The sequence below is a fragment of the Flavobacterium sp. GCM10023249 genome (assembly GCF_042653365.1).
Taxonomy (GTDB): domain Bacteria; phylum Bacteroidota; class Bacteroidia; order Flavobacteriales; family Flavobacteriaceae; genus Flavobacterium.
In genome coordinates this window covers 97786-120914 of sequence record NZ_JBHSHZ010000012.1, presented here as the reverse complement: position 1 = coordinate 120914, position 23129 = coordinate 97786, and the positions used below count along the sequence as shown (strand labels likewise).

Sequence of the window (23129 nt, the reverse complement as noted above, 5' to 3'; positions counted from 1 at the left end):
GTCTTTTAAATTTTATGTTTGTCTATAAGACTTGGAAAAGTTTGGAAGGTTTAATTGCTTGTGTTTTTTTTAGGATTGCATTGTTTATAGAATTACTTTTGTAGGGTGAAAAATGCACTCTTACTAATTGGTTTATTGATGCTTTTGAAGCCTGTTTTCCCGTTTGTGGATTACGTGGTGAATTATGATTATATAACCAAAGTATTATGTGAGAATAAAGCAAAGCCGGAGTTGAAATGTAATGGTAAATGTCATTTAATGAAGGAATTGGCTAAAGCTTCTGAAGAAGAAAAACCAATTTCGAGCGACAAAAAAACTTCTCATTTCGAAATGGAAATTTTATTCCTTCAACAACTTCCTGAATTTGAATACAACTATGTTGCACTCTTTGTAAAAAGCCACATCAATTCTTCGTATTCCGACTTGTATTCTTATGTCAATACTACTGCTATATTTCATCCTCCAACGGTTTAATTTTTTGAGTATACTTTTTTAATCCTACATGATATGTAGGCTGGTTTTCCGTGGTTACTACTCACGGAATAAATACACATTTATTAGACTTTAACAATGAAAAAAATAGTTTTTGCCTTATTTGTAATAGGGCAAATGTCCTATGGACAAAACACTGAAAAGAACGACTCTTTACATATAAAATCACTGGAAGATGTTGTGATTACTGCAAATAGAGGTTCGTCTTCCAAAAAAGAGGTGCCGGTTGCTATTTCAAAAATTTCACAAAAGACAATTTTAGAAACCAAAGCTTCTGCGGTGTATGAAATCATCAATAAAACACCGGGGGTTTTAATGGTTAATCTTGGAAATGAACAACATGCGATGGCTATCCGGCAACCAATGAATACCAATGCCTATTACTTGTATCTAGAGGATGGTTTGCCTATCCGTCCGATGGGGGTTTTTAATCACAATGCATTATTGGAAATCAATCAGTTTAATCTTCAGAGTATTGAGGTGGTGAAAGGTCCGGTATCGTCTCTTTATGGTTCTGAAGCAGTGGGTGGCGTGGTTAATTTGCTCTCTCTAAAACCGAATGTAAAACCAGAAGTAAAGATTGGCTTGCAAGGCGATCAGTTCGGTTACAGAAGGTTGCAGGCTGCTGGCGGCGCAACTGTAGGTAAAATTGGTTTTCATATTGCCGGATTATCAAGTCAGCAAAAAGATTCATGGATGACTTTCTCCGACTATAATAAAGAGAATATCAACGGTCGCGTCGATTACGCTATTAATGATAAAACACGGTGGTTTGGAACTGCTTTTTACGGTGAATATTATTCGGATATGAGTGGCACTGTCAATGAAACTGATTTTAATCAAAGAAGTTACAAGAGTACAACCGATTTTACCTATAGAAAGTCAAAAGCATTTCGTGGAAAAATGGTTCTTGAACACGATTGGTCAGCAAAAAACCGCTCATCATTAACGGTTTTTACACGAAACAATTCATTAGGACAAAACCCATCGTACGGAATCCGTTGGACGCAAGGTCAAACAACAGCAAAAGGGGAAATTAACTCGAATAATTTTAAAAGTTACGGAGCGGTTTTACAAAATAATCAATCCATAGATTTTCTGGATGCTTCATTTGTTTGGGGCGGGTATTTGGATTATTCTCCAGTAGATTATAACGCGTATCAAATCGATTTGAAAGCTAATTTAAATCCAGACGGTCAAACGGTAAATACCTACGAAATTGTCGCCGAACGTCCCGATGTTAAATTGGCGGATTATGAAGCAAAAATCTTCAATTCAGCCGGTTTCTTCCAAGTAGCAATGAAGCCGGTTAAAAAAGTGATCATTACTACTGGTCTTCGTTATGATGACATGAGTCTTAAGTATACGAATCGCATCGATAATACTATGGGAACTAAAAAGTACGATCAGTTCACTTTTAAATCGGGGATAAACTACAATCCAATAATTTGGGCTGGTTTCTATGGGAATTATTCACAAGGATTTTCACCTCCAGGTGTAACTTCAATTTTCAGAACGAAACCGGGAACGGGTGGTAATACAGGTACGGATGCTGAATTTTACTATAATCTGAAACCGGCTGAATTCAATAACTACGAGATAGGTGGATGGTTACAACTGATGAAAAAGAAAATAAGTATCGAATATTCTCTGTACTACATGGAAGGTAAAAATGAATTGCTGAACATCCGCCAGCCGGATAATTCTACCGATTATCAATCGGCTGGAAGAACTCGACACAAAGGAATTGAATTCGCTTTGAATTATTCGCCCAATCCACAATGGAAAATCAGAGCAGGAGGAACAACGGCACAACATACGTTTATTGATTTTAAAGTGTCCGATAAATCTTCTGATCCAGTGCAAAATTTGAATGGATTCGAGATGCCTTCGGCTCCAAAATGGAGCGGAAATTCGGAAGTAAGTTATTACCCGAACTGGTTGCCTGGCTTCCGAACTGCTATTGAGTGGCAAATGGTTTCGAGTTGGTTTCAAAATCAAGTTAATACAGTTAAATACGACGGCTATAATGTCTTCAATGCTCGTTTGGGTTACAAATGGAAAGAGTTGGAGTGGTATGTAAATGCTATTAATGTGACTGATAAATTGTATGCCTACAATGTGGCTAGGGGAAATGCAGCGAATGCGCAGCCAAGCTATACCGCAGCTGCACCGCGCACATTTGTTTTCGGAATGCAGTACCATCTTTCACTTTAATTTCGTGTTGTTATGGAGAAAAATTCAATAAAGAAAAGCTTCGGAAAAAAGCTGAAGAAAAGACTTAAACAAAAAGTCTATAAATGGCATAAAGTATTGGCTTTTATTACGATGGTGCCAATGTTGTTCTGGTGTTTATCTGGAATCATGCATCCGTTGATGGCGCATTTTTTCAAACCGACTATCGCTAATGAAGTGTTGGTGAAATCCAAAATTGATTCGGCAAAAATAGATGTCGGATTACAGGAAGCCTTGCTTCAAAACAAATTGGAAGAAATCAAGAATTTTAGGTTGGTTTCGTTTGATGACAACCAATATTATCAGATCAAAACGAAATCGGATAGCATTGTATATCTGAATACTTCGGATGGGAAAATGTTGGAAAATGGGGATGACAAATATGCTCTTTGGCTATCACGTTATTTCTTGGATGATGCCAAAAGTGGTATTGAGAAACAGGAAGTGATTACTCAATTCAATTCGGAATACAAATATGTCAACCGTTACCTTCCGGTGCATAAAATTTGTTTTGACAGAGACGATGAAATGCAGGTTTATGTAGAAACGACTACGGATAAATTGGCGACGTTCAACCCCAAGTCAAGACAATGGTTTATCTGGTTCTTCGATACGTTTCATAACTGGTCGTTTATTGATGCGATAAGTAATAACGGAGTTCGGATTGTTTTGATGTTACTGTTGCTGACAGTCATTGGTTTGTCTGCCATTTCAGGTATGGTGATTTATGGTTTGTTCTGGAAACAGTTCAAAAAGGTGAGGGTGGAAAACCAGCATTCCAAATGGCGGAAATACCACCGTCAAACAGGCTTGGCTTTGGCTTTGTTTACGGTGTTGTTTGCGTTTAGCGGAGGCTATCATGCCACTAAAAAATGGAACCCGATTGTTTTTGAAAAGATGATCTATGAACCGGTCTTTAAGGCGGCCGATTTAGACTCAAAGGAAATCAAACAATTAGTGTCGCTGCCGAATTTTGACAACGTAAGTCTGATTCGTTTTAATGAAGTACTTTATTATCGTTGTGAGTTGGTCAATGAGGAGGAAAAAACAGTGAAATATTTCAATGCAGTTACTGGAAAAGAAGAACCTTCGATCGATGTTGAATATGCTGCTTTTCTGGCGGATTATTTTAATACAAAAATCGCCAAAACAAAAGGAGGTTGCTGTAGTATGGCCGAATTTTCCGGTGTGGCTTTGAAAAAACAAAAGGTAAAGGAAATCGAACGCATAACCGATTTTAAAAACAAGGAATACGGATTTGTAAACAAACGCTTACCGGTCATAAAAGTGGCATATGATACTCATGAAAATAAAACATTGTTTGTCGAAACGGCTACTTCGCGTTTAGCGGCCCATGTTACCAATAATGATAGGGTAGAAGGCTACTCGTTCGCCATTTTTCATAAGTTCCTGTTCATGGAGTGGGCGGGTAAAGATATTCGCGATTTAACAATGGTGTTAGTGGCTTTAGGTGTTGTCGTTGTTGTCGTTTTAGGATTGTTGTTGCTTTTCAAAAGAAAATAAATCAATCATGCTGTAAACAAAAAAGGAACTCAATTGAGTTCCTTTTTTTATTCATGTTGGTTGCTGAGCTTGTCGAAGCGTTAATTCAAAACCACTGTTTTATTCTCGCCATCAACCACTACTTTAGTCAAACCATGTTTTGCTAATCCTTTCATGGCAGCATCCCATTTCTTACCGCTCAAAGCCGATTTTTCTTTCAATGTGCCTATAGGCTGATTGTTTTCTGATTTTAACAATTCGATGATCAATTTCTCTTCTTCCGTTAATTCCGGACCTTTTTTCTCCGGACGCATTTGCGGGAAGAACAATACTTCCTGAATCGATGCATTGTTGGTCAAGAACATGATCAAACGGTCCATACCAATTCCTAATCCTGATGTTGGTGGCATACCATATTCCAACGCTCTCAAGAAGTCTTCGTCAATAATACCGTTCGCTTCGTCATCACCTTTGGCAGCTAATGCCATCTGTGCTTCAAAACGCTCTCTTTGGTCAATTGGATCATTCAATTCCGAGTACGCATTTGCAATCTCTTTACCACATACCATTAACTCGAAACGCTCAGTTAATTCAGGGTTGTCACGGTGTGATTTACACAATGGCGACATCTCTTTCGGGTAATCGGTAATGAATGTCGGTTGGATGAAGTTACCTTCACATTTCTCACCAAAAATTTCATCAATCAATTTTCCTTTACCCATGGTTTCGTTCACATCAATACCCATGCCTTTAGCAGCTTCAAATAATTCAGCCTCGGTTTTTCCTGTAATGTCAAAACCGGTAAATTGTTTGATGGCATCGGTCATGGTAACACGTGCATATGGTGCTTTGAAATTCACTTTGTGCTCACCAAAAGTCGCTTCGGTAGTACCGTTAACTTGTTGTGCACAATATTCCAATAGGTTTTCAGTGAATTCCATCATCCAGTTGTAGTCTTTGTAAGCTACATAAATTTCCATTGCAGTAAATTCCGGATTGTGGGTTCTGTCCATTCCTTCGTTACGGAAGTTTTTCGAAAACTCATATACTCCGTCAAAACCACCCACGATTAATCTTTTTAGATACAATTCGTTGGCAATTCTCATGTATAAAGGAATGTCTAAACTGTTATGATGTGTGATGAACGGACGCGCCGCTGCACCACCTGGAATCGATTGCAATACAGGAGTTTCCACTTCCATATAACCGGCTTGGTTGAAGAACGTACGCATCGCAGTGAATAACTTGGTTCTCTTCATGAAAACGTCTTTCACCTGTGGGTTAACCACTAAATCCACGTAACGCATACGGTAACGCAATTCAGGATCCACAAAAGCATCAAATACTTTTCCTTCTTCGTCGGTTTTAGGCATCGGTAACGGACGTAATGTTTTACTCAAGAAGGCAAAATTAGTCACACGGATACATTGTGCCCCTACTTGCGTAGTGAACAATTCTCCTTCCACACCAATAAAGTCACCCAAGTCGGTCAATTTCTTGAATACTTGGTTGTATAAGGTTTTGTCTTCATCCGGACAAATCACGTCGCGGTTAAGATAAAGTTGAATTCTTCCTTCGCTGTCCTGCAATTCGGCAAAACAAGCTTTTCCCTGATCACGGTTACTCATCAAACGCCCAGCCACAATCACCTTCTTACCTTCCTCAAAGCTTTCCTTGATTTGCTTCGAAGTGTGGTTTACAGGATATAAATTAGCCGGATACGGATTGATGTTCAATTCACGTAACGCATTCAGTTTCTCTCTTCTAATGATTTCTTGTTCCGAAAGTTGCATAACATTATTTTTAAGCGTGCAAAGATAGGTATTAGTTACAAAGTTTCAAAGAGGCAAAGTTTCAAAGTCACAAAGTTGTGGATGATAGTGATAAAGTAGCACTAGATAATCTAACAATCCAACAATCTAAGAAATCTAAGAAATCTAAGAAGTCTAAGAAGTCTAAGAAGTCTAAGAAGTCTAATCATGGCGTGACCACAAGGGTCGCGTGTTCCGCTATATCTTTTATTCCGCTGCGCTACATAAAAGGATGCCGCTGCACCCGCTCACGCAAACAAAATTATCGTTTTTTGTGAAATTTAAAACTACAAAAAGACTTTTTGCTCCTGTCAAGAGAATTTTTGTTACTGACAAAAGATTTTTTGCTCCTGTCAAAAGACTTTTTATTCCTGTCATAAGACTTTTTATTCCTGTCAAAAGATTTCTTCTTCCTGTCATGTGACTTTTCGTTCCTGTCAACTGACTTTTCGTTCCTGACAAAAGAATTTTTCTTCCTGTCAATAGAATTCTTACTCCTGACAAAATGAATCCAACAATCGAACAATCGAATAATCGAACCATCCAATGAAAACTTCTTCCTGCCAAGTGACTTTTAACTTCCGTTCTTGTGATTTTATTTTTGGAATTTTGTTTTTGAAATTTTGTTTTTGGAATTTGGAATTTGGAATTTGGAATTTCGCTTTCGACTATCTTATTTGTATCTTTGGCAAAACTAAATTTGAAATGAAAAGATTATTTATAGTATTTGCTTTTGCCTTCAGTTTGGCGAGTTGTACATTTACAGAAGAAATAACCATCAACCCCGACGGAACTGGAAAGTATAATTTAGGTATGGATGGATCAGCATTGATGGCTATGATGCCTAAAGATTCTGCTGCAACTACTAAAAACATGGATTCAACATTTACGTTCAAAGAATTGTTCGATGCAAAAAAAGACAGCATTGCAAAGATGTCTCCAGAAAAACAAGCTAAAATTAAAAACCTGGAAAATTTCATTGTAAAAATGAAAATGAATTATGATACCAAAGAATTTTTGTTTTCATTGAATTCCAGTTTTAAATCGGTAGCCGATTTGCAAAACGTTTTGAACGATTTATCAGAAGTGCAAAACATGGCAAAAGGGAGCCAAGGTAATAGTCCGGTAGGAGCAATGGATGCGTTTAGTGGAAATGGTGCCAATATCAAATACGCTTACGACGGAAAAAAATTCAGTCGAAAAGCAATGATTGATAAATCGCTTATGAAAAAAATCAACAAAGATTCTTTGGAGGCTTATAAAGCTATTTTTGAATCTTCTAAATATGTAATCAAATATCATTTTCCTAAACCGGTTAAAAAAGTGTCCAATAAAACGGCCTTGTTTTCTGAAGATAAAAAAACAATCACCATCGAGTATGCTTTTAATGAGTATATGAACGAACCGGAGAAATTAAACTTCGAAGTGGAATTTGTAAAATAACAACCATGAATAAAAAAGTCCAGCTTCAAGATCTCGGTAATAAAGACTATAAAGATACTTGGGATTATCAGGAAAAGGTTTTTGCCGATATTGTTGCTCAAAAAATAGAAAAAAGAAACAACCCGGATATTGAAACACCCAATCACTTTCTTTTTGTAGAACATCCGCATGTGTATACTTTGGGAAAAAGTGGAGACATGAGTAATTTACTATTGTCCGAAAAACAACTCGAAGAAAAAGGAGCTACATTTTATAAGATTAACAGAGGTGGTGATATTACGTATCATGGACCGGGCCAAATTGTGGGGTATCCTATTTTGGATTTGGAAAACTTCTTTACCGATATCCATAAATACTTACGTTTATTGGAAGAAGCTATCATATTAACTTTAGCGGATTATGGTTTGCAATCGGAACGAAGTGAAGGAGAGACCGGAGTGTGGCTTGGAGTGGGAACGCCATTTGCAAGAAAAATATGCGCGATGGGAGTGAGAGCTTCCCGTTGGGTAACCATGCATGGTTTTGCTTTGAATGTAAATGCTAACTTAGGTTACTTTGATAATATCATTCCTTGTGGTATAAAAGGGAAAGCGGTTACATCGCTCCATGTGGAATTGGGTAGAGAAGTGGATGAAGAAGAAGTAAAGAAAAAAATAGTACACCATTTTGCTTATTTGTTTGAAGCAGAAATGGTATAAATCAAAAGAGACTCAAAAGAGTCTCTTTTTTTATAATTCTAATTTCAGTTGTTCCGGTAATAAACGGAAAGACATTCTATGGTATTTTGTCGGACCGTATTTGGCAATTGCTTCTCTGTGGTCTTTGGTTGGATAGCCTTTGTTTTTGTTCCATCCGTACATTGGGAATTCTTTATGAATGCGATTCATATATTCGTCTCGGTACGTTTTGGCTAAAACCGATGCGGCTGCAATGCTTAGGTATTTACTGTCGCCTTTTACGATGGTGTTGTAAGGAATTCCGTTAACGGGTTTAAAACGGTTACCGTCCACAATAATATGTAATGGGGTGGGTGTTAGTTTTAAAATGCATTCTTGCATCGCTTTAATGGAGGCATTTAGGATATTGATCTCGTCAATAATTTTGGGCTCTAAATGGGTTACTGCAAAAGAAATCGCTTTTTCTTCAATTAAAGGCTTAAGATTTTCTCTGATTTTCTCCGATAATTGTTTGGAATCATTCAGTTTTGGTACTGAAAATCCCTCGGGGAGTAGAATTGCAGCTGCGGTTACTGGTCCGGCCAAACAACCACGTCCGGCTTCGTCTGTGCCACATTCTAATGCATTATTTGTAAAACTTTGGAGTAACATGAACTTAATTTTAGCAAAAATATACTTTTTAACGCAACCTTTTGAAAATATTGGTATCATAATACTAAAATCATTGTACAAATGATTGCGGTTCGGCAAATTTTTTAACTTAAATAAATAGTAATATTCCGAAGTATTATTTGGTAGTTTAAGAAATAATTAAGAAGTTTGCGGAATAACTAACTCAAATAAAAATAATATGAGATCAAAGTTCAAATGGATTTTTACGCTGTTATTGGCGTTTACAATGCAGTTTTCTTTTGCTCAAGAGAAAACTATTACGGGAGTGGTATCTGATGCTTCAGGTCCGATTCCGGGTGCTAACGTTGTTGTTCAGGGAACAAATCGTGGAGTACAAACCAATTTTGATGGAAGTTATTCTATCAAAGCGAAAGAGGGTGAAAAATTAGTTTACTCTTTTATGGGTATGAATGACGTTGTGAAGACAGTAGGTGCTTCTAGTGTTATTAATACAACATTGCAAGATGATACAACTCAATTGAAAGAGGTTGTAATTACAACTGCTGTGGGTATTAAGAGAAAGAAAGCGGCTATTACGTCTACTTACTCAACTGTTAACAATGATGAGTTGAAAGCAGCAAATAACCCAGACGCAGTTAGAGCTTTAGTTGGTAAAGTATCGGGTGTAACTATCAATGCTACAGCTAATGGTGTAGGTGGTGGTAACTCTATCCGTGTACGTTCAATGTTGTCTTTAACAGGTAATACTGAGGCTTTAGTGGTAATTGATAACGTTATTTCAACTGCTGATGTTTTAGCTTCATTGCCAGCTGATGCAATCCAAAACGTTACTGTATTAAAAGGAGCTCAAGGAGCTGCATTATACGGTTCGCAAGGTAAGCAAGGGGTTGTGGTTGTTACAACTAAAAAAGGTGCTCAAAATGATAAGTTTACTGTTGGTATCAACACTTCTGTTGATTTTGAAGAAATCAACTTCGTTCCTGAAAGACAGCAAAGATATGGTCAAGGATGGTACGGAGCTTGGGATCCACAAGAAAATGGTGGATGGGGTGAATTATTTGATGGTTCAATCAGACAAGTAGGTTTGCCTGATGCAAATGGAGATATAATTGAAGCTCCTTACAAGTCTCTTGGAAATGATGAGATTAAAAAATTCTATCAACAAGGTCAAATCTATCAAAACAACATCAACGTAAGTGCTGGTGGTGCTGATGGTTTCGTAAACTTGAACTTAGGTAACTTAAGAAGAGATTTCATCTTAGAAGGTGATAATTTAAATCGTAATACTGTTGTATTAAATGCTGGTAAAAAAGCTGGTAAATTAACATTAGGTGGTACATTTACTTTGACTAACCAAAAAGTAAACCAAGCTGACGTTAATGCTGCTACAAGCCGTGCGGATTATACTTTATTGACTAACTTATTACAGACAGCTTCAAACGTTCCTATCGAATTGTTTAAAAACAGAGGTATCTATGGTTGGAATGGTTACTACCAAAATCCATGGTTAGCTAAAAAAGTTAATAGATTAGAGAATGTTGATAACTTCGTAAATACAGGTATCAATGCTTCATATGAAATTAACAAAAACTGGTCAGTTTCTTATGCTGGTTCATACCAAATGAGAAATAACGTTCAAGAGACGCATGCAGATGATTTCGCTTCTCCTGATACTGCTGATGGTGGATTTGCGAGTGGTTCAAACTACTTCCAATCAACTTTGAACTCTAATTACTACTATGGTGACTTATTATTGAACTTCAACTATGACTTAACTGACAAAATTGGATTCAAAGGTAATTTAGGTCACAACATGCAGTATAACATGAATGAAAGAAGATCTCAGGGTGGTTTCAACTTAGCTATTCCTGGTTTCTACCATATCACAAGTGTACTTGATCCAGAAAACCCTTCAAGATTGGTTAACAGAAAAATCATTACTAAAACTGTTGCAGGTTTTGCTAACTTTGATTTTAACTATGAAGATTATTTATTCTTAAATGCTACTGCACGTTATGAAGGTAATAGTGTTGCTGCAAGAGGAAATCAATTTTACTTCTATCCATCAGTTGGAGCTTCATTTGTTCCTACAAAAGCATTTGATGGTTTAAAAGATAGTAAAATTAGTAACATTAAATTGTTTGCTAACTACACTAAAATCGGTTCGTTAGATCCAGTAGCTGCTTATGATGTATTATCATTAGCTGCGGTATCTACTAACTTCCCTTATCCTGCTACAGGAACTTCTTATAACAACTTAACTGCTATTGTAGATCCAGCTATCAAACCTGAGATTTATACTACTTTAGAAGCTGGTGTTAATTTAGGTTTCTTAAAAGATAGAATTACTTTAGATGTATCTGCTTACAAAACAAATACTACTGATTTGATTACTGATACTAGTGTTAGTTCAACAACAGGTTTAACTACTAAGAAAACTAACAATGGTGAATTAGAGGCTAAAGGTATTGAGGTTGATTTAGGATTTATGCCTTTCAACAGCGAGAAATTCAAATGGAACACAAGATTATCTTACACTGCGAATGATACTAAAGTAATTGATTCTGGTGATTCTGATAAAATTGTATTATTTGACGGTGGTAACTCTCCAGTAGATTTCGATATCTCTGCAGTTCAAGGTCAATCTTTCCCTTACATCACTGGTACTGACTGGATTAGAGATGATCAAGGAAGAGTAATCTTAAATTCAGAAGGTCGTCCAACTGTTGATGCTACTTTCAAAAACTTAGGTAGAGCTACTCCTAAATATATCTTAGGTTTAACTAATAGTTTTGATTACAAAGGAATTGGTTTATCATTCACTATGGATTACAGAACAGGTCACTACTTTATTTCTCAAACGAAATATAACTTAACTTGGAATGGTCACCTAGTTGATACAGCAGAATTCGACAGAAACGTTGGTTTCTTAATGCCGAACTCTTCAATTCCAGATCCATCTAGTCCTGGTAATTATATTGATAATACGTCAGTGTTAACTGGAGGTTTCTCTACTTCAACAGGTGTTGCTAACCGTACTCAAGATTACTTCGGTAAAGCTGCAGGTTTAGGTTCATTCAACATTACAGATGCAACTGCTTTCAAAATTAGAGAGATTGCATTAAGCTATACTTTACCTAACAAAATGATTGAAAAAACTGGTTTAACTTCTTTCAAAGTAAGTGTTAATGCTAGAAATCCTTTCATTTGGTTAGCTGATGACAACAAAGGATACGCAGATCCTGAGGCTACTAGCCAGGTTAATGCTAATACTTCTGTAGCTGCTAGAACAGCAAATGGTACTTTAACTAATACTTCAAGAAATGGTTTAGGATTTATTGGTGACGGTCAATATCCTTCAACTAGAACTGTTGGTTTCTCAATTAACGCGTCATTTTAATTTTTAAAATTAAATTTATGAAAAAAATACTTTTAACGGCTTTAACTGCATTTACGCTTTTCTCTTGTGAGGATTACTTGAGCGTAAATGAAGATCAGTCTAATAGACCAGACTTTAACTTAATTGCTCCTAACCAAATGTTAGCGGGTGCCTTGGTAGGATACGGAAATCACCAAAATGTTACTTTAAATGATTTTGGTAATAGAATGTCTTATTTCTGGGGATTAAATACTGGTTTTACAAGTACTGACCCTGCTTATGATTACAACTTTGATAGTAGTAGTTATAATGGATTGTTTAACAACTCTTATTTAGTTGCTGATAACTTTCAAGATATTATTGATAAACAATCTACATATCCTAACTTTGAATACCATGTAGGTATTGCTAAGATATTCAAGGTAATGTGTATGGATTATGTTACTGCTTTGTATGGTGACGTTCCTTACTCTCAAGCATTGAATGATAATATTTCTTATCCAGCTTACGATGATGATAAGGCTATTATTCCTGCTTTATTTGCAGAATTGGATGAAGCTCGTGCTTTATTGAATACTACAAATCCTAATGTACACGTTTTAGGTGATGAGGATGTTGTTTTCCATGGAGATATGAATCAATGGAATAGATTTTTAAATACTGTAGAGTTGAAATTAGCTTTGCGTTTGTCTAATACAACAGATGCTGCTTTAGTTACTTTGAGAAATACAAGATTTGCAGGTTTAAATGCTAATCCTAATTTCATCAATGCTGATGTAGCTTACAATCCTGGATTTAACATTGCAGTAGGTCAAAGAAACCCTGTGTTTGCACAATGGGGATTGGATGCTGCTTTAGGTGCTTGGACATCTCCAAATAGAGCTATGGCTGCTGGTGATTTTGCTGCTCGTTTAGTAAACGGAACTATGAATGATGCTAACATTACTACAGGTATTGTTGATCCTCGTAGAGGTAGAATGTTTACACTTAGCCCAGTTGTTGGTAATGTTCAAGGTAATTTCCCAACATCTGAAATCTCAAGATTTGGTTCTTTCTACTTTGGTAGAACTGGATCTAGTGTTGACGATGCTAACAATAATGCTTCTATAAGAGATGCATATATCATGCAAGTTGCTGAGGCAAGATTCCTAGAAGCTGAAGCTATTCAACGTGGTTTCTTAACTTCTGGAACTGCTCAAGCTAAATTCTATGAAGGTATCAATGCTTCTTTCGCTTTCTACAGCAGAAGTTGGGGATCTTTAGCGCTTGCTGCTTTAAATCCTGCTACTTACATTGCTAATACTGAAGCTAATAATGGTTTAGGATGGACTGGTTCTACTGACAAAATCAGTGCAATCATGACTCAAAAATACTTGGCTTTAGGTAACTGGCACGGTATTGAATTATATTTAGATCATTTAAGAACTGGATTCCCTGTATTACCTTTACCTGTTTCAGTTATTGGTAGAACTCACAGACCTTACAGATTAGTTTACCCTTCAAGAGAGTATTCTACAAACAGTTCTAATGTTCCTTCTGTAACTTTAGATGAGTGTTTTTCTAACAATCCTAAAACACCTTACTTCTTACAAAACTAATTTTGTAATATATAGTTTGAAAACTCCCGCTAATGCGGGAGTTTTTTTATGCTTTTATTTTAAGTTCATTTGTGTATTTTTGCATTGATGAAGAAACTTCTTATACTTTTACTACTTTTCACTTCATTTTGTGTATTCGCACAAGATGGAGAACTACCCATTCAAAAGGATACTCTTAGAAAATCACTCAGAGGGAAAGTGAGTAACTTGCCCAAAGCCTCGCACAATATGTATAAAATCTATACTATTGAAAAAGATAGTGTTTATGTAGATACATCCCTTACTGTGGGTTCAGATTATAATTTCAATTATCTGAGGAAAGATAATTTTGGATTGTTGCCGTTTAATAATGATGGGCAAACATATAATACCCTTCATTTTGGATTGGATCGTTTTGATGTGAAACCAAAATTTGGATATAAAGCAAAGTATTTTAATTATTACGATTCGGAGGACATAAAGTATTATTCTGTTGCAACTCCATTAACTGAGCTTTATTTTAAAACTACACTCGAGCAAGGACAAAGTGTTGATGCCTTCATTACATTGAATACTTCTAGGAATCTTAATATGTCCATCGGTTATAAAGGTTTGCGTTCCCTAGGGAAATATGTCAATTCTTTAGCTAGTAATGGTAATTTTGTGTTTACAACCAGTTATCATACGAGGAACAATAGATACAATGCCAATATACATTTTGCTGGGCAGGATTTTCTGAATAATGAAAATGGAGGATTGCTAAATAAAGCCGACTTTGAATCCGACGACCCTGAATTTCAACAACGCTCTAGATTAGAAGTTAATTTTGAAGACGCCTCATCCGTTTTGAAAGCCAAACGCTATTTTGTTGATCATACTTTTAGAGTGAATCGAAAAGATACTACGAATACTATATTGTTTGATCATCAATTCAGCTATGAAACTAAGTTCGCAGAATTTAAAAAAACTACCACCACAGAAAAATTTGGAGATGCATATGTAGCTAATAACTATAGTGATTTTGTAAAGTCAAATGATATGTACAATAGAGTTGGTGCAACTTTTTCCAATTCTTTGGTGGGTAAGTTCAATGTGTTTGTTGAAAATTACCAATACAATTATTTCTACGATCGATATTCTCTTTCCGGGAATCAGGTTGTAATCCCTAATGCGATCCATAACCAACTGAATGCAATTGGAGGGAAATATTTTTACGAGAAAAATAAGATTAAAGGATACGGATTTTTTTCTAAGGCAATTTCAGAGCAAACTTTTTCGAAGTTGGAATTGTTTGCACGTTATCGTTTTAATGATAAAAATTCATTTACTGCGCTATACCAAAACCTTAGTAAAGTGCCAAATTTGAATTTTACGTTATTTCAAAGTGATTTTATTCATTACAATTGGTACAATAGCTTCAACAATGAGAAAATAAATAATTTCAAGTTCAATGCTACTACGCAATGGGGAATTGCTGAGGCCCAATTAACGACACTGAATGACTATCTATATTTTAGTAATGATGATCTTACTGGAGAAAAAATATTGGTAACACCTAAGCAATACGGTAAAACAATTGGTTATTTGTCTGTGAAAGCTCAGAAAGAATTTAAATTTGGAAAGTTCGGTTTAGATAATACGGTTTTATTTCAGCAAGTGACTCAGGAAGATCCGATTTTGAATGTTCCTAAATTTGTTACTCGAAATACATTCTATTTCTCAGACCATGTGTTTAAAAAAGCGATGTTATTGCAAACAGGAATTACTTTTCAATATTTTACTGCCTATCATGCTAATTCCTACAATCCGTTATTGTCTGAATTTTATGTTCAAAACACTGAAAAAATTGGCAGCTTTCCGTTAATGGATTTCTTTGTAAATGCGCGCGTACGTCAAACACGTATCTTCTTAAAAGCCGAGCATTTTAATTCAAGTTTTACGGGGAATAAATTTTATTCAGCTCCTAATTACCCTTATAAGGATTTCGTGATTCGTTTCGGATTGGTTTGGAACTTTTTCCAATAAGTTTTTTGAATAGTTATGGCGTGACCACAAGGGTCGGGCTGTTCACTGTATCTTTAGTTGCGGATTTGCCCAAGCAAATCCGCAACTAAAGGATGCCGTTTCCATCCCTCACGCATTTTCAGGTTAATTTCAAAAATCGATTTCAATTTTCTACCTTTGTACCAACAAAAAACAATAAAAAATGCAATACGCAAAAAACATATTGGAAACTATTGGGAACACGCCATTAGTAAAATTAAATAAAGTAACCGCCGAAGTAGATGCGCTTGTGTTGGCAAAAGTGGAAACCTTCAATCCGGGAAATTCAGTTAAAGACCGTATGGCTGTAAAAATGATCGAAGATGCTGAAGCGGATGGTCGTTTGAAACCAGGAGGTACAATTATCGAAGGAACATCTGGAAATACAGGAATGGGATTGGCATTAGGTGCTATCGTAAAAGGCTATAAATTGATTTGTGTAATTTCAGATAAACAATCAAAGGAAAAATGCGATATACTACGTGCAGTTGGTGCTAAAGTTGTTGTGTGTCCTACCGATGTGGAGCCAACAGATCCTCGTTCGTACTATTCGGTTTCTAAGCGACTAGCGGAAGAAACGCCTAATTCTTGGTATGTGAATCAATACGATAACCCTAGTAACGCAATTGCGCATTATGAACAAACCGGACCAGAAATCTGGGAACAAACGGAAGGGAAAATAACTCACTTTGTTGTGGGAGTTGGAACAGGCGGTACTATTTCAGGTGTGGCTAAATATTTGAAAGAGAAAAATCCAAATATTAAAATTTGGGGAATTGATACCTATGGTTCTGTTTTTAAAAAATACCACGAAACGGGAATTTTTGATGAAAACGAAATTTATACTTATATTACAGAAGGTATTGGAGAAGATATTTTACCTAAAAATGTTAACTTCTCATTAATTGATGGATTTACAAAGGTAACGGATAAAGATGCGGCAGTTTATACACGTAAAATCGCTTTGGAAGAAGGAATTTTTGTAGGTAACTCTGCTGGAGCTGCAGTAAAAGGATTGCTACAACTTAAAGAACATTTTACGAAAGACGATGTCGTAGTAGTTTTGTTTCACGATTCTGGAAGTCGTTATGTGGGTAAAATGTTTAATGATGATTGGATGCGTGAAAGAGGATTCTTGGAAGAAGATATTACTAAGGCGGAAGATTTAATCAAAGAACATATCGACAAACCATTAATTACTGTAAGAACAGAGGAATTGGTTTCACATGCTATCGAACGCATGCGTAAATATAAAATTTCTCAAATTCCGGTTATCGATGTGAACGGTTTTGTTGGTTCTGTTGATGAATCTGATTTATTCCAAAGTTTTATTGCAGATAAAAATACGGCCGATAAACCTATTCGTGAGGTGATGGGAGCGCCATTTCCAATAGTTAAGTTAGGTGCTCCGGTTGAAGAAGTGTCTAAGTTGATTAATAAAGACAATCAAGCAGTTTTGGTTGAATTGGGAAATAACAAATTCCATATCATTACCAAACATGATATTATTAATTCGATAAAGTAATGGTAGATACATAATCAGGAAAACCTTCAAGCAGTAAAATGTTTGGAGGTTTTTCTTTTTTGTGTTACATTTGAATTGATTATAAGCCTTTTAGTTTTTTATACGCCACATTATGAAAGAAGATTTTTTGCACTACGTATGGCAACACAAGAAGTTTGCCCTCTCCGGATTGAAAACTGCACAAGGAGATTTCCTTCAGATTTTGAATACCGGTTATTCACTTCAACAAGCTGGTCCCGATTTTTTCAACGCTCAAATTGTGATTGGAAATCAAAAATGGGCTGGAAATGTCGAAATTCATCTAAGTTCCTCCAACTGGTATTCACATCGGCATGAAAGTGATCTAAATTATGATAATGTGATTCTTCATGTTGTATGGAATCATGATGCTGAAGTTTTTAGAAAAGACAATTCGGAAATTCCGGTTTTAGAGTTACGAAATTATGTTTCTTTGGAGCTGATGAATCAATACCAGCAATTAAGATCCAAAAAATCATGGATTAATTGTGAGAATGGTATTCGTACAATTCCGCAGTTTGCGATGTTGAATTGGGAAGAACGATTGTTTTTTGAACGTTTAGAACGTAAAATGCAGCCCATTACTGCTTTACTTCGAGGAAATCAAAACAATTGGGAAGCTACACTTTTTTGTTTGTTGGCTAAAAATTTCGGATTGAACGTAAATGGAGAGGCATTTATAGCAATTGCTAAAGCAATCCCTTTTTCGGTAATTCGCAAAGAAGCATTTGATGTTCAGTATTTAGAAGCGTTGTTTTTTGGACTTGTTGGTATATTACCTCAAAATTCACAAGATAATTATGTGAAAGAACTGAAGGATTTGTTTGATTATTTGACCATAAAATACCAGTTGGAAACAATAAATTTTCAACCGGTAACTTTCTTTAGGTTGCGACCCGATAATTTTCCCACTATTCGATTGGCACAATTGGCAATGCTGTACCATCAACAACGAAATCTATTTGCAAAAGTGATTCAAGCGAAATCTCCAAATGATTTTTATGCCATTTTTGATGTTTCAGTTTCCGATTATTGGCTTGTGCATTATAATTTTGAAAAGAGATCCAAGCAAAAGGGAAAGGTGCTTTCAAAAGCATTTATTGATCTTTTAGTGATTAATGCAATTGTGCCTTTGCAGTTTGCTTATGGGAAAAGTATAGGAAAAGATGTTTTAGAAGATCCAATCAGTATCTTAGAACGAATAGAGCCGGAGGAAAATTCCATTATTTTAAAGTTTAGAGAATTTGGTCTTGAACCACGCAACGCTCTTGAATCGCAAGCATTGTTGCAGCTAAAGAATGAATATTGTGATACCAACAGGTGTTTGCAATGTGCTGTAGGTATTGAACTTTTAAAAAATTAAAAATTTGTGTAGTTTTACACATCACTAAACAAAAAAATTATGTCATTTGTTCTAAAATTAAAATACTACTTCGAAGAACAAGGTTTTCATATCGCTTCACGTTTAGCTGAAAAGTTAGGAATGAGAACGAATAGTGTTCGCCTTTTCTTTATTTATATATCTTTTGTAACTGCGGGTTTGTGGTTTGGAGTATATCTGACAATTGGATTTATTATTAAGCTGAAGGATTTAATCCGAGCCAAAAGAAGTTCTGTATTCGATTTGTAATCATGCCTTTTACCTATTATTTTAAATTTAACAGAGAGCAACGCATCGGTTTGTTTTTTCTGGCAGGATTGATTATTGTATTGTATTCGGTCCTGTATTTTGTTGATTTTTCACCGGAATCCAATATTTCAAAAGAAGAACAACAATGGGTTTCATTGCAATCAGAAACGGATTCCCTTAAGGCGCTTCCAAAGGACGACGGCTATAAAATTTATCCTTTTAATCCTAATTTTATAACTGACTTTAAAGGTTATAAATTGGGTATGAATGTTAACGAAATAGATCGATTACTGACTTTTCGTAAAGCAGGTAAATTCGTGAATTCTCCCGAAGAATTTCAGGCAGTGACTAAAGTGTCGGATTCGCTATTGGCTGTAATTGCTCCCTATTTTAAATTCCCTGAATGGGTTAAAAACAAGCGTAGTTATGTAGAAGGGTATTCGAAAACGAATTATAGTTCTTTTGAGAGAAAGGAAAGGAATAGTGAAGTCTTGGATATTAATCAAGCAACAAAAGAAGATTTGATGAAGATTTATGGGATTGGAGATGCTATATCGGATAGAATTCTGAAGCAAAAAGAAGTATTTGGAGGTTTTGTAGATATGAATCAAATGGACGATGTCTGGGGATTGTCTCCAGAGGTAATTGCCGAACTTCATAAGAATTTTAAAATTACGACAGTTCCTTCAGTTCCTAAAATTGACATCAATAATGAATCGGTTAAAAACCTTGCGAAATTCCCTTATTTCAGATATGCATTGGCGCGTGAAATAGTGACGTTCAGAAGTATGAACAATGGTATTCATTCTGTTGAGGATTTGATAAAAATTAAAGGCTTTCCAGTTGAAAAAGTCAAAATTATTGCGCTATATTTGGACTTCAAATAAAATAACACGACAATTTTAAAAATAACCAGTTTTTATCTATCATGAATTCAATATACTTTACAGAAGAACATCAATTATTTAGAGAGAGTTTACGCGATTTTTTACATAAAGAAGTAGTGCCACACATTGAGAAATGGGAAAAAACTGGTACTATAGAACGTTTCATTTGGAAGAAATTCGGTGAAATGGGCTTTTTTGGATTGCGCTATTCTGAAAAGTACGGTGGTTTAAACTTGGATTTGTTTTATACAGTTGTATTTTTAGAAGAACTTCAAAAGATAAAGTCTTCAGGTTTTGCTGCAGCAATGTGGGCACATGCCTATTTGGCAATGACACACCTTAATGCAGAAGGTAGTGAGCAAATCAAACAAGATTATTTAATGCCGAGTATCAGTGGAGATAAAATAGGTGCATTATGTATTACAGAACCTTTCGGAGGGAGTGATGTAGCAGGAATGCGAACCACAGCAGTGAAAAAAGGGGATAAATATGTAATCAATGGATCGAAAACATTTATTACAAATGGTGTTTATGCTGATTATTACGTAGTTGCAGCGAAAACAAGCCCAGAGCTAGGAAATAAAGGAATCAGTATGTTTTTGGTAGATACCGGTCTTTCTGGAATAACAGCAACCAAACTAGATAAATTAGGATGGAGAGCATCAGATACTGCTGAAATCTCATTTGATAATGTTGAAATTCCTGAAGAATATTTGATGGGAGAAGAAGGAAAAGGTTTTCCATACATTATGCAACATTTTGCTTTTGAACGATTGATTATGGCAATTAATGCACATGCAAGAGCAGAATATGCTATTGACTATACAATCGATTATATGAATCAACGTGAAGCATTTGGAACAAAGATTAATAAGTTTCAAGCTTTACGACATACAATGGTTGAGCATGCTACCGATGTAGAGCATTGTAAAGTATTTAATTATGCCGCTGTTGCTAGATTGGATAAAGGGGAATATGTGGTTAAAGAAGCTACTATGGCTAAATTGAAATCTACAAAAGTGGCTGATGAAACAATTTATAGTTGTCTTCAAATGCTTGGAGGTTATGGTTATATGGAAGAGTATCCGCTAGCTCGTCTTTTAAGAGATAGTCGTTTAGGTCCAATCGGAGGAGGTACTTCAGAGATTCTTAAAGAAATTTTGTCCAAAATGATTATTGACAATCAAACGTATAAACCTGCCGTTGAATAATTGCTTCATGACTGAAAATCGAAAAAAGTTTACAAAAGCCAGGAATTTCCCTGGCTTTTTTTATTCTTCAATAACCATACTTTCAGGATTAGCACCCAGTTCTATTAACAGAGTGGTAATGTTTTTTACAAAATCGGATGGGCCGCAAACGTAAAAATGTTGATTGAAATTGGTGATGTAATCTATAAGAAAATTGCGATCAATTCTTCTTTCTTTGAAGCCGACAATATTTTCTCGGGTATAGACTTTTAAATACTCATTCCTGAACATTTTTTTTAATTCTTCATCTGCAATGACATCTTTTGATGTCTTATTGGTGTAAATTAGTTTGTTGCCGAAAAGTTTATTTTGTTTGTAAAGAGCTCTAAATATGGCTAGGAAAGGGGTGATGCCTGTGCCTGCGGCTATAAAAGTACCTTTGCCTTGGTATTGTAATGTGCCGAATGGTTCTTGGATGATTAACTCATGTCCAATGTTGGTTTTTTCTAATGTTTTGGTAACACCTTCATGATCTCTGTAAATTTTGACCATAAACTGGAGGTATTTGTCTTCAGCCAAGCTTGTAAAGGTAAATGGTCTGAATTCTTTTTCCCAATTGTCCAATTTGATGGCTACATCTGTGGCTTGTCCGGGAATATAGTTGTAGTTTTCTGGCTTTTCCACAATGAAACTCTTTACGTCGTGAGTAATGTAGAAGGTCTGTAAAACTTTTACGATATGATTGCTCATGGGGTTAGGAATTGATACTCATAAAGTTAAAGAATTTTATTGTGATTTACGGTATTGTTGTGCGTGCTTTGAAATATTTCGAAATATATATTTTGTAATCCAAAATAAAGTTATAAGTTTGCACCCGTAAATGAGAGGAGGTGTCTAGATTATGTTAATTATACCAATTAAAGACGGAGAAAATATCGACAGAGCGCTTAAGCGTTACAAACGTAAATTCGATAAAACTGGAGTTGTAAGACAGTTGAGAAGTCGTCAGGCTTTCACTAAACCTTCTGTTACAAGAAGAGCACAAATCCAAAAAGCTCAGTATATCCAAGGATTAAGAGATAGCTTAGAAAGTTAGTAGTTAATTTTCTGGTAATATAAATCGTTAGTTGTAGAAGTTTTGTACTTTTATGCTAACGATTTTTTTATGCATAATAATCTCCAAAAATTCCAGGATTACTTACTTAAAGAAAAGAACTATTCTGTTCATACCTCATTGGCTTATGGGAAGGATTTAGAATTTTTCCAGCAATTTCTTAAAGCAAATTTTGATGGAACACAGTTGGAAGAAGTTTCTTATTCACTTGTAAGAAGCTGGATAGTGTCAATGGTTGATGAAGGGATTTCTAATTCGTCAATTAATCGTAAGATGGCATCTCTTAAGTCATTTTACAAATTTTTGTTGAAAACCAAGCAGATAGAGAATAGTCCTTTGTCTAAGCATAAGGCTTTGAAAACACCAAAAAAAATACAGATTCCATTTTCGGAAGATGAATTGGATAAAGTTTTGACTCATGTGGTGTATAAAGAGGGTTTTGAAGGGATTCGAGATAAATTGATTATTGATATGTTTTATTCGACTGGGATTCGTCGTTCCGAATTGATTGGATTGCAGATGAAAAATATTGATTTGGCAGCAAATCAAATTAAGGTTTTAGGAAAACGACAAAAAGAACGTATTATTCCCTTGCTTCCGTTGATGATAACTCAGCTTAATTTGTATTTAAGTGAAAGAAAAGTTGTAAAAACGATACATGATGAGGATTATTTATTTTTATTATCGAATGGAAATAAATTGAATGAAACGTTTGTGTATCGATTAATAAATCATTACTTTAGTAATGTATCTGAGAAAGTAAAAAGGAGTCCTCATATGTTGCGACATACGTTTGCTACCCACATGCTTAATCATGGTGCCGATTTGAATTCGATTAAAGAATTGTTAGGGCATTCAAGTCTTGCGTCAACCCAAGTTTACACCCATTCAAGTTTAGCTGAACTTAAAAATGTTTACCAAAATGCGCATCCGCGAAACCTGAAATGATTCTTTATAATGTTTAACCAAAAT

The 23129-nt window shown here is 35.5% G+C and carries 19 protein-coding genes; 15 read left to right on the top strand and 4 right to left on the bottom strand.

The features are described from left to right. The first annotated feature begins 105 nt into the window (after window positions 1-105). The 3 genes from ACFO7M_RS11340 to ACFO7M_RS11330 all read left to right on the top strand — a co-directional run bounded on the left by ACFO7M_RS11340 (window position 106) and on the right by ACFO7M_RS11330 (window position 4251). Window positions 106-474, top strand: coding sequence for a hypothetical protein (locus ACFO7M_RS11340; protein ID WP_379735717.1), 369 nt, complete (start codon window positions 106-108; stop codon window positions 472-474). A 96-nt stretch (window positions 475-570) separates the two neighbouring features. Further along, window positions 571-2709 (top strand): TonB-dependent receptor, encoded by a 2139-nt coding sequence (locus ACFO7M_RS11335; protein WP_379735716.1) that lies wholly within the window; start codon window positions 571-573, stop codon window positions 2707-2709. A gap of 12 nt (window positions 2710-2721) precedes the next feature. After that, window positions 2722-4251: a PepSY domain-containing protein gene (locus tag ACFO7M_RS11330; RefSeq protein ID WP_379735715.1), complete on the top strand. Its 1530-nt coding sequence runs from the start codon at window positions 2722-2724 to the stop codon at window positions 4249-4251. An 80-nt stretch (window positions 4252-4331) separates the two neighbouring features. Here ACFO7M_RS11330 and lysS read toward each other — a convergent pair whose 3' ends face one another. Further along, on the bottom strand, window positions 4332-6023 hold the full coding sequence (lysS, locus tag ACFO7M_RS11325; RefSeq protein ID WP_379735714.1) for a lysine--tRNA ligase: 1692 nt from the start codon (window positions 6021-6023) through the stop codon (window positions 4332-4334). Window positions 6024-6248: 225 nt separating this feature from the next. Continuing rightward, window positions 6249-6608 (bottom strand): hypothetical protein, encoded by a 360-nt coding sequence (locus ACFO7M_RS11320; protein ID WP_379735713.1) that lies wholly within the window; start codon window positions 6606-6608, stop codon window positions 6249-6251. Between the two features lie 138 nt (window positions 6609-6746). Here ACFO7M_RS11320 and ACFO7M_RS11315 point away from each other — a divergent pair, with 138 nt between their 5' ends. Together ACFO7M_RS11315 and lipB are read left to right on the top strand one after the other, a co-directional pair. Further along, a complete protein-coding gene (locus tag ACFO7M_RS11315; RefSeq protein WP_379735711.1) occupies window positions 6747-7484 on the top strand; it encodes a hypothetical protein in 738 nt (245 codons plus the stop codon). Between the two features lie 5 nt (window positions 7485-7489). Next, entirely contained in the window at window positions 7490-8182 is a 693-nt protein-coding gene (gene lipB / locus ACFO7M_RS11310; RefSeq protein ID WP_379735710.1) for a lipoyl(octanoyl) transferase LipB, read from the top strand. A gap of 30 nt (window positions 8183-8212) precedes the next feature. Here lipB and ACFO7M_RS11305 read toward each other — a convergent pair whose 3' ends face one another. Continuing rightward, window positions 8213-8812 (bottom strand): ribonuclease HII, encoded by a 600-nt coding sequence (locus ACFO7M_RS11305; protein WP_379735709.1) that lies wholly within the window; start codon window positions 8810-8812, stop codon window positions 8213-8215. Between the two features lie 199 nt (window positions 8813-9011). Here ACFO7M_RS11305 and ACFO7M_RS11300 point away from each other — a divergent pair, with 199 nt between their 5' ends. From ACFO7M_RS11300 to ACFO7M_RS11265, 8 genes are all read left to right on the top strand, one after another. Beyond that, window positions 9012-12194, top strand: a complete 3183-nt coding sequence (locus ACFO7M_RS11300) for a SusC/RagA family TonB-linked outer membrane protein (RefSeq protein ID WP_379735707.1) — start codon at window positions 9012-9014, stop codon at window positions 12192-12194. Window positions 12195-12211: 17 nt separating this feature from the next. Further along, window positions 12212-13771: a SusD/RagB family nutrient-binding outer membrane lipoprotein gene (locus tag ACFO7M_RS11295; RefSeq protein WP_379735705.1), complete on the top strand. Its 1560-nt coding sequence runs from the start codon at window positions 12212-12214 to the stop codon at window positions 13769-13771. A gap of 87 nt (window positions 13772-13858) precedes the next feature. After that, window positions 13859-15775 (top strand): putative porin, encoded by a 1917-nt coding sequence (locus ACFO7M_RS11290; protein ID WP_379735704.1) that lies wholly within the window; start codon window positions 13859-13861, stop codon window positions 15773-15775. A gap of 181 nt (window positions 15776-15956) precedes the next feature. Then, window positions 15957-17318: a pyridoxal-phosphate dependent enzyme gene (locus ACFO7M_RS11285; RefSeq protein ID WP_379735702.1), complete on the top strand. Its 1362-nt coding sequence runs from the start codon at window positions 15957-15959 to the stop codon at window positions 17316-17318. A gap of 112 nt (window positions 17319-17430) precedes the next feature. Then, window positions 17431-18699, top strand: a complete 1269-nt coding sequence (locus tag ACFO7M_RS11280; RefSeq protein WP_379735701.1) for a DUF2851 family protein — start codon at window positions 17431-17433, stop codon at window positions 18697-18699. 39 nt (window positions 18700-18738) lie between these two features. Continuing rightward, window positions 18739-18966: a PspC domain-containing protein gene (locus ACFO7M_RS11275; RefSeq protein WP_379716044.1), complete on the top strand. Its 228-nt coding sequence runs from the start codon at window positions 18739-18741 to the stop codon at window positions 18964-18966. Window positions 18967-18968: 2 nt separating this feature from the next. Beyond that, entirely contained in the window at window positions 18969-19853 is an 885-nt protein-coding gene (locus ACFO7M_RS11270) for a ComEA family DNA-binding protein (protein WP_379735699.1), read from the top strand. A gap of 41 nt (window positions 19854-19894) precedes the next feature. Then, window positions 19895-21064: an acyl-CoA dehydrogenase family protein gene (locus ACFO7M_RS11265; RefSeq protein ID WP_379735698.1), complete on the top strand. Its 1170-nt coding sequence runs from the start codon at window positions 19895-19897 to the stop codon at window positions 21062-21064. A gap of 60 nt (window positions 21065-21124) precedes the next feature. Here ACFO7M_RS11265 and ACFO7M_RS11260 read toward each other — a convergent pair whose 3' ends face one another. Continuing rightward, complete coding sequence (locus ACFO7M_RS11260; protein WP_379716035.1) at window positions 21125-21793, bottom strand: FAD-binding oxidoreductase; 669 nt, start codon at window positions 21791-21793, stop codon at window positions 21125-21127. A gap of 151 nt (window positions 21794-21944) precedes the next feature. On the opposite strand from ACFO7M_RS11260, the gene rpsU reads away from it, so the two are divergent. Further along, window positions 21945-22139, top strand: a complete 195-nt coding sequence (rpsU, locus tag ACFO7M_RS11255; protein ID WP_250601025.1) for a 30S ribosomal protein S21 — start codon at window positions 21945-21947, stop codon at window positions 22137-22139. 69 nt (window positions 22140-22208) lie between these two features. Continuing rightward, window positions 22209-23105: a tyrosine-type recombinase/integrase gene (locus tag ACFO7M_RS11250; RefSeq protein WP_379716031.1), complete on the top strand. Its 897-nt coding sequence runs from the start codon at window positions 22209-22211 to the stop codon at window positions 23103-23105. Window positions 23106-23129 lie beyond the last annotated feature (24 nt).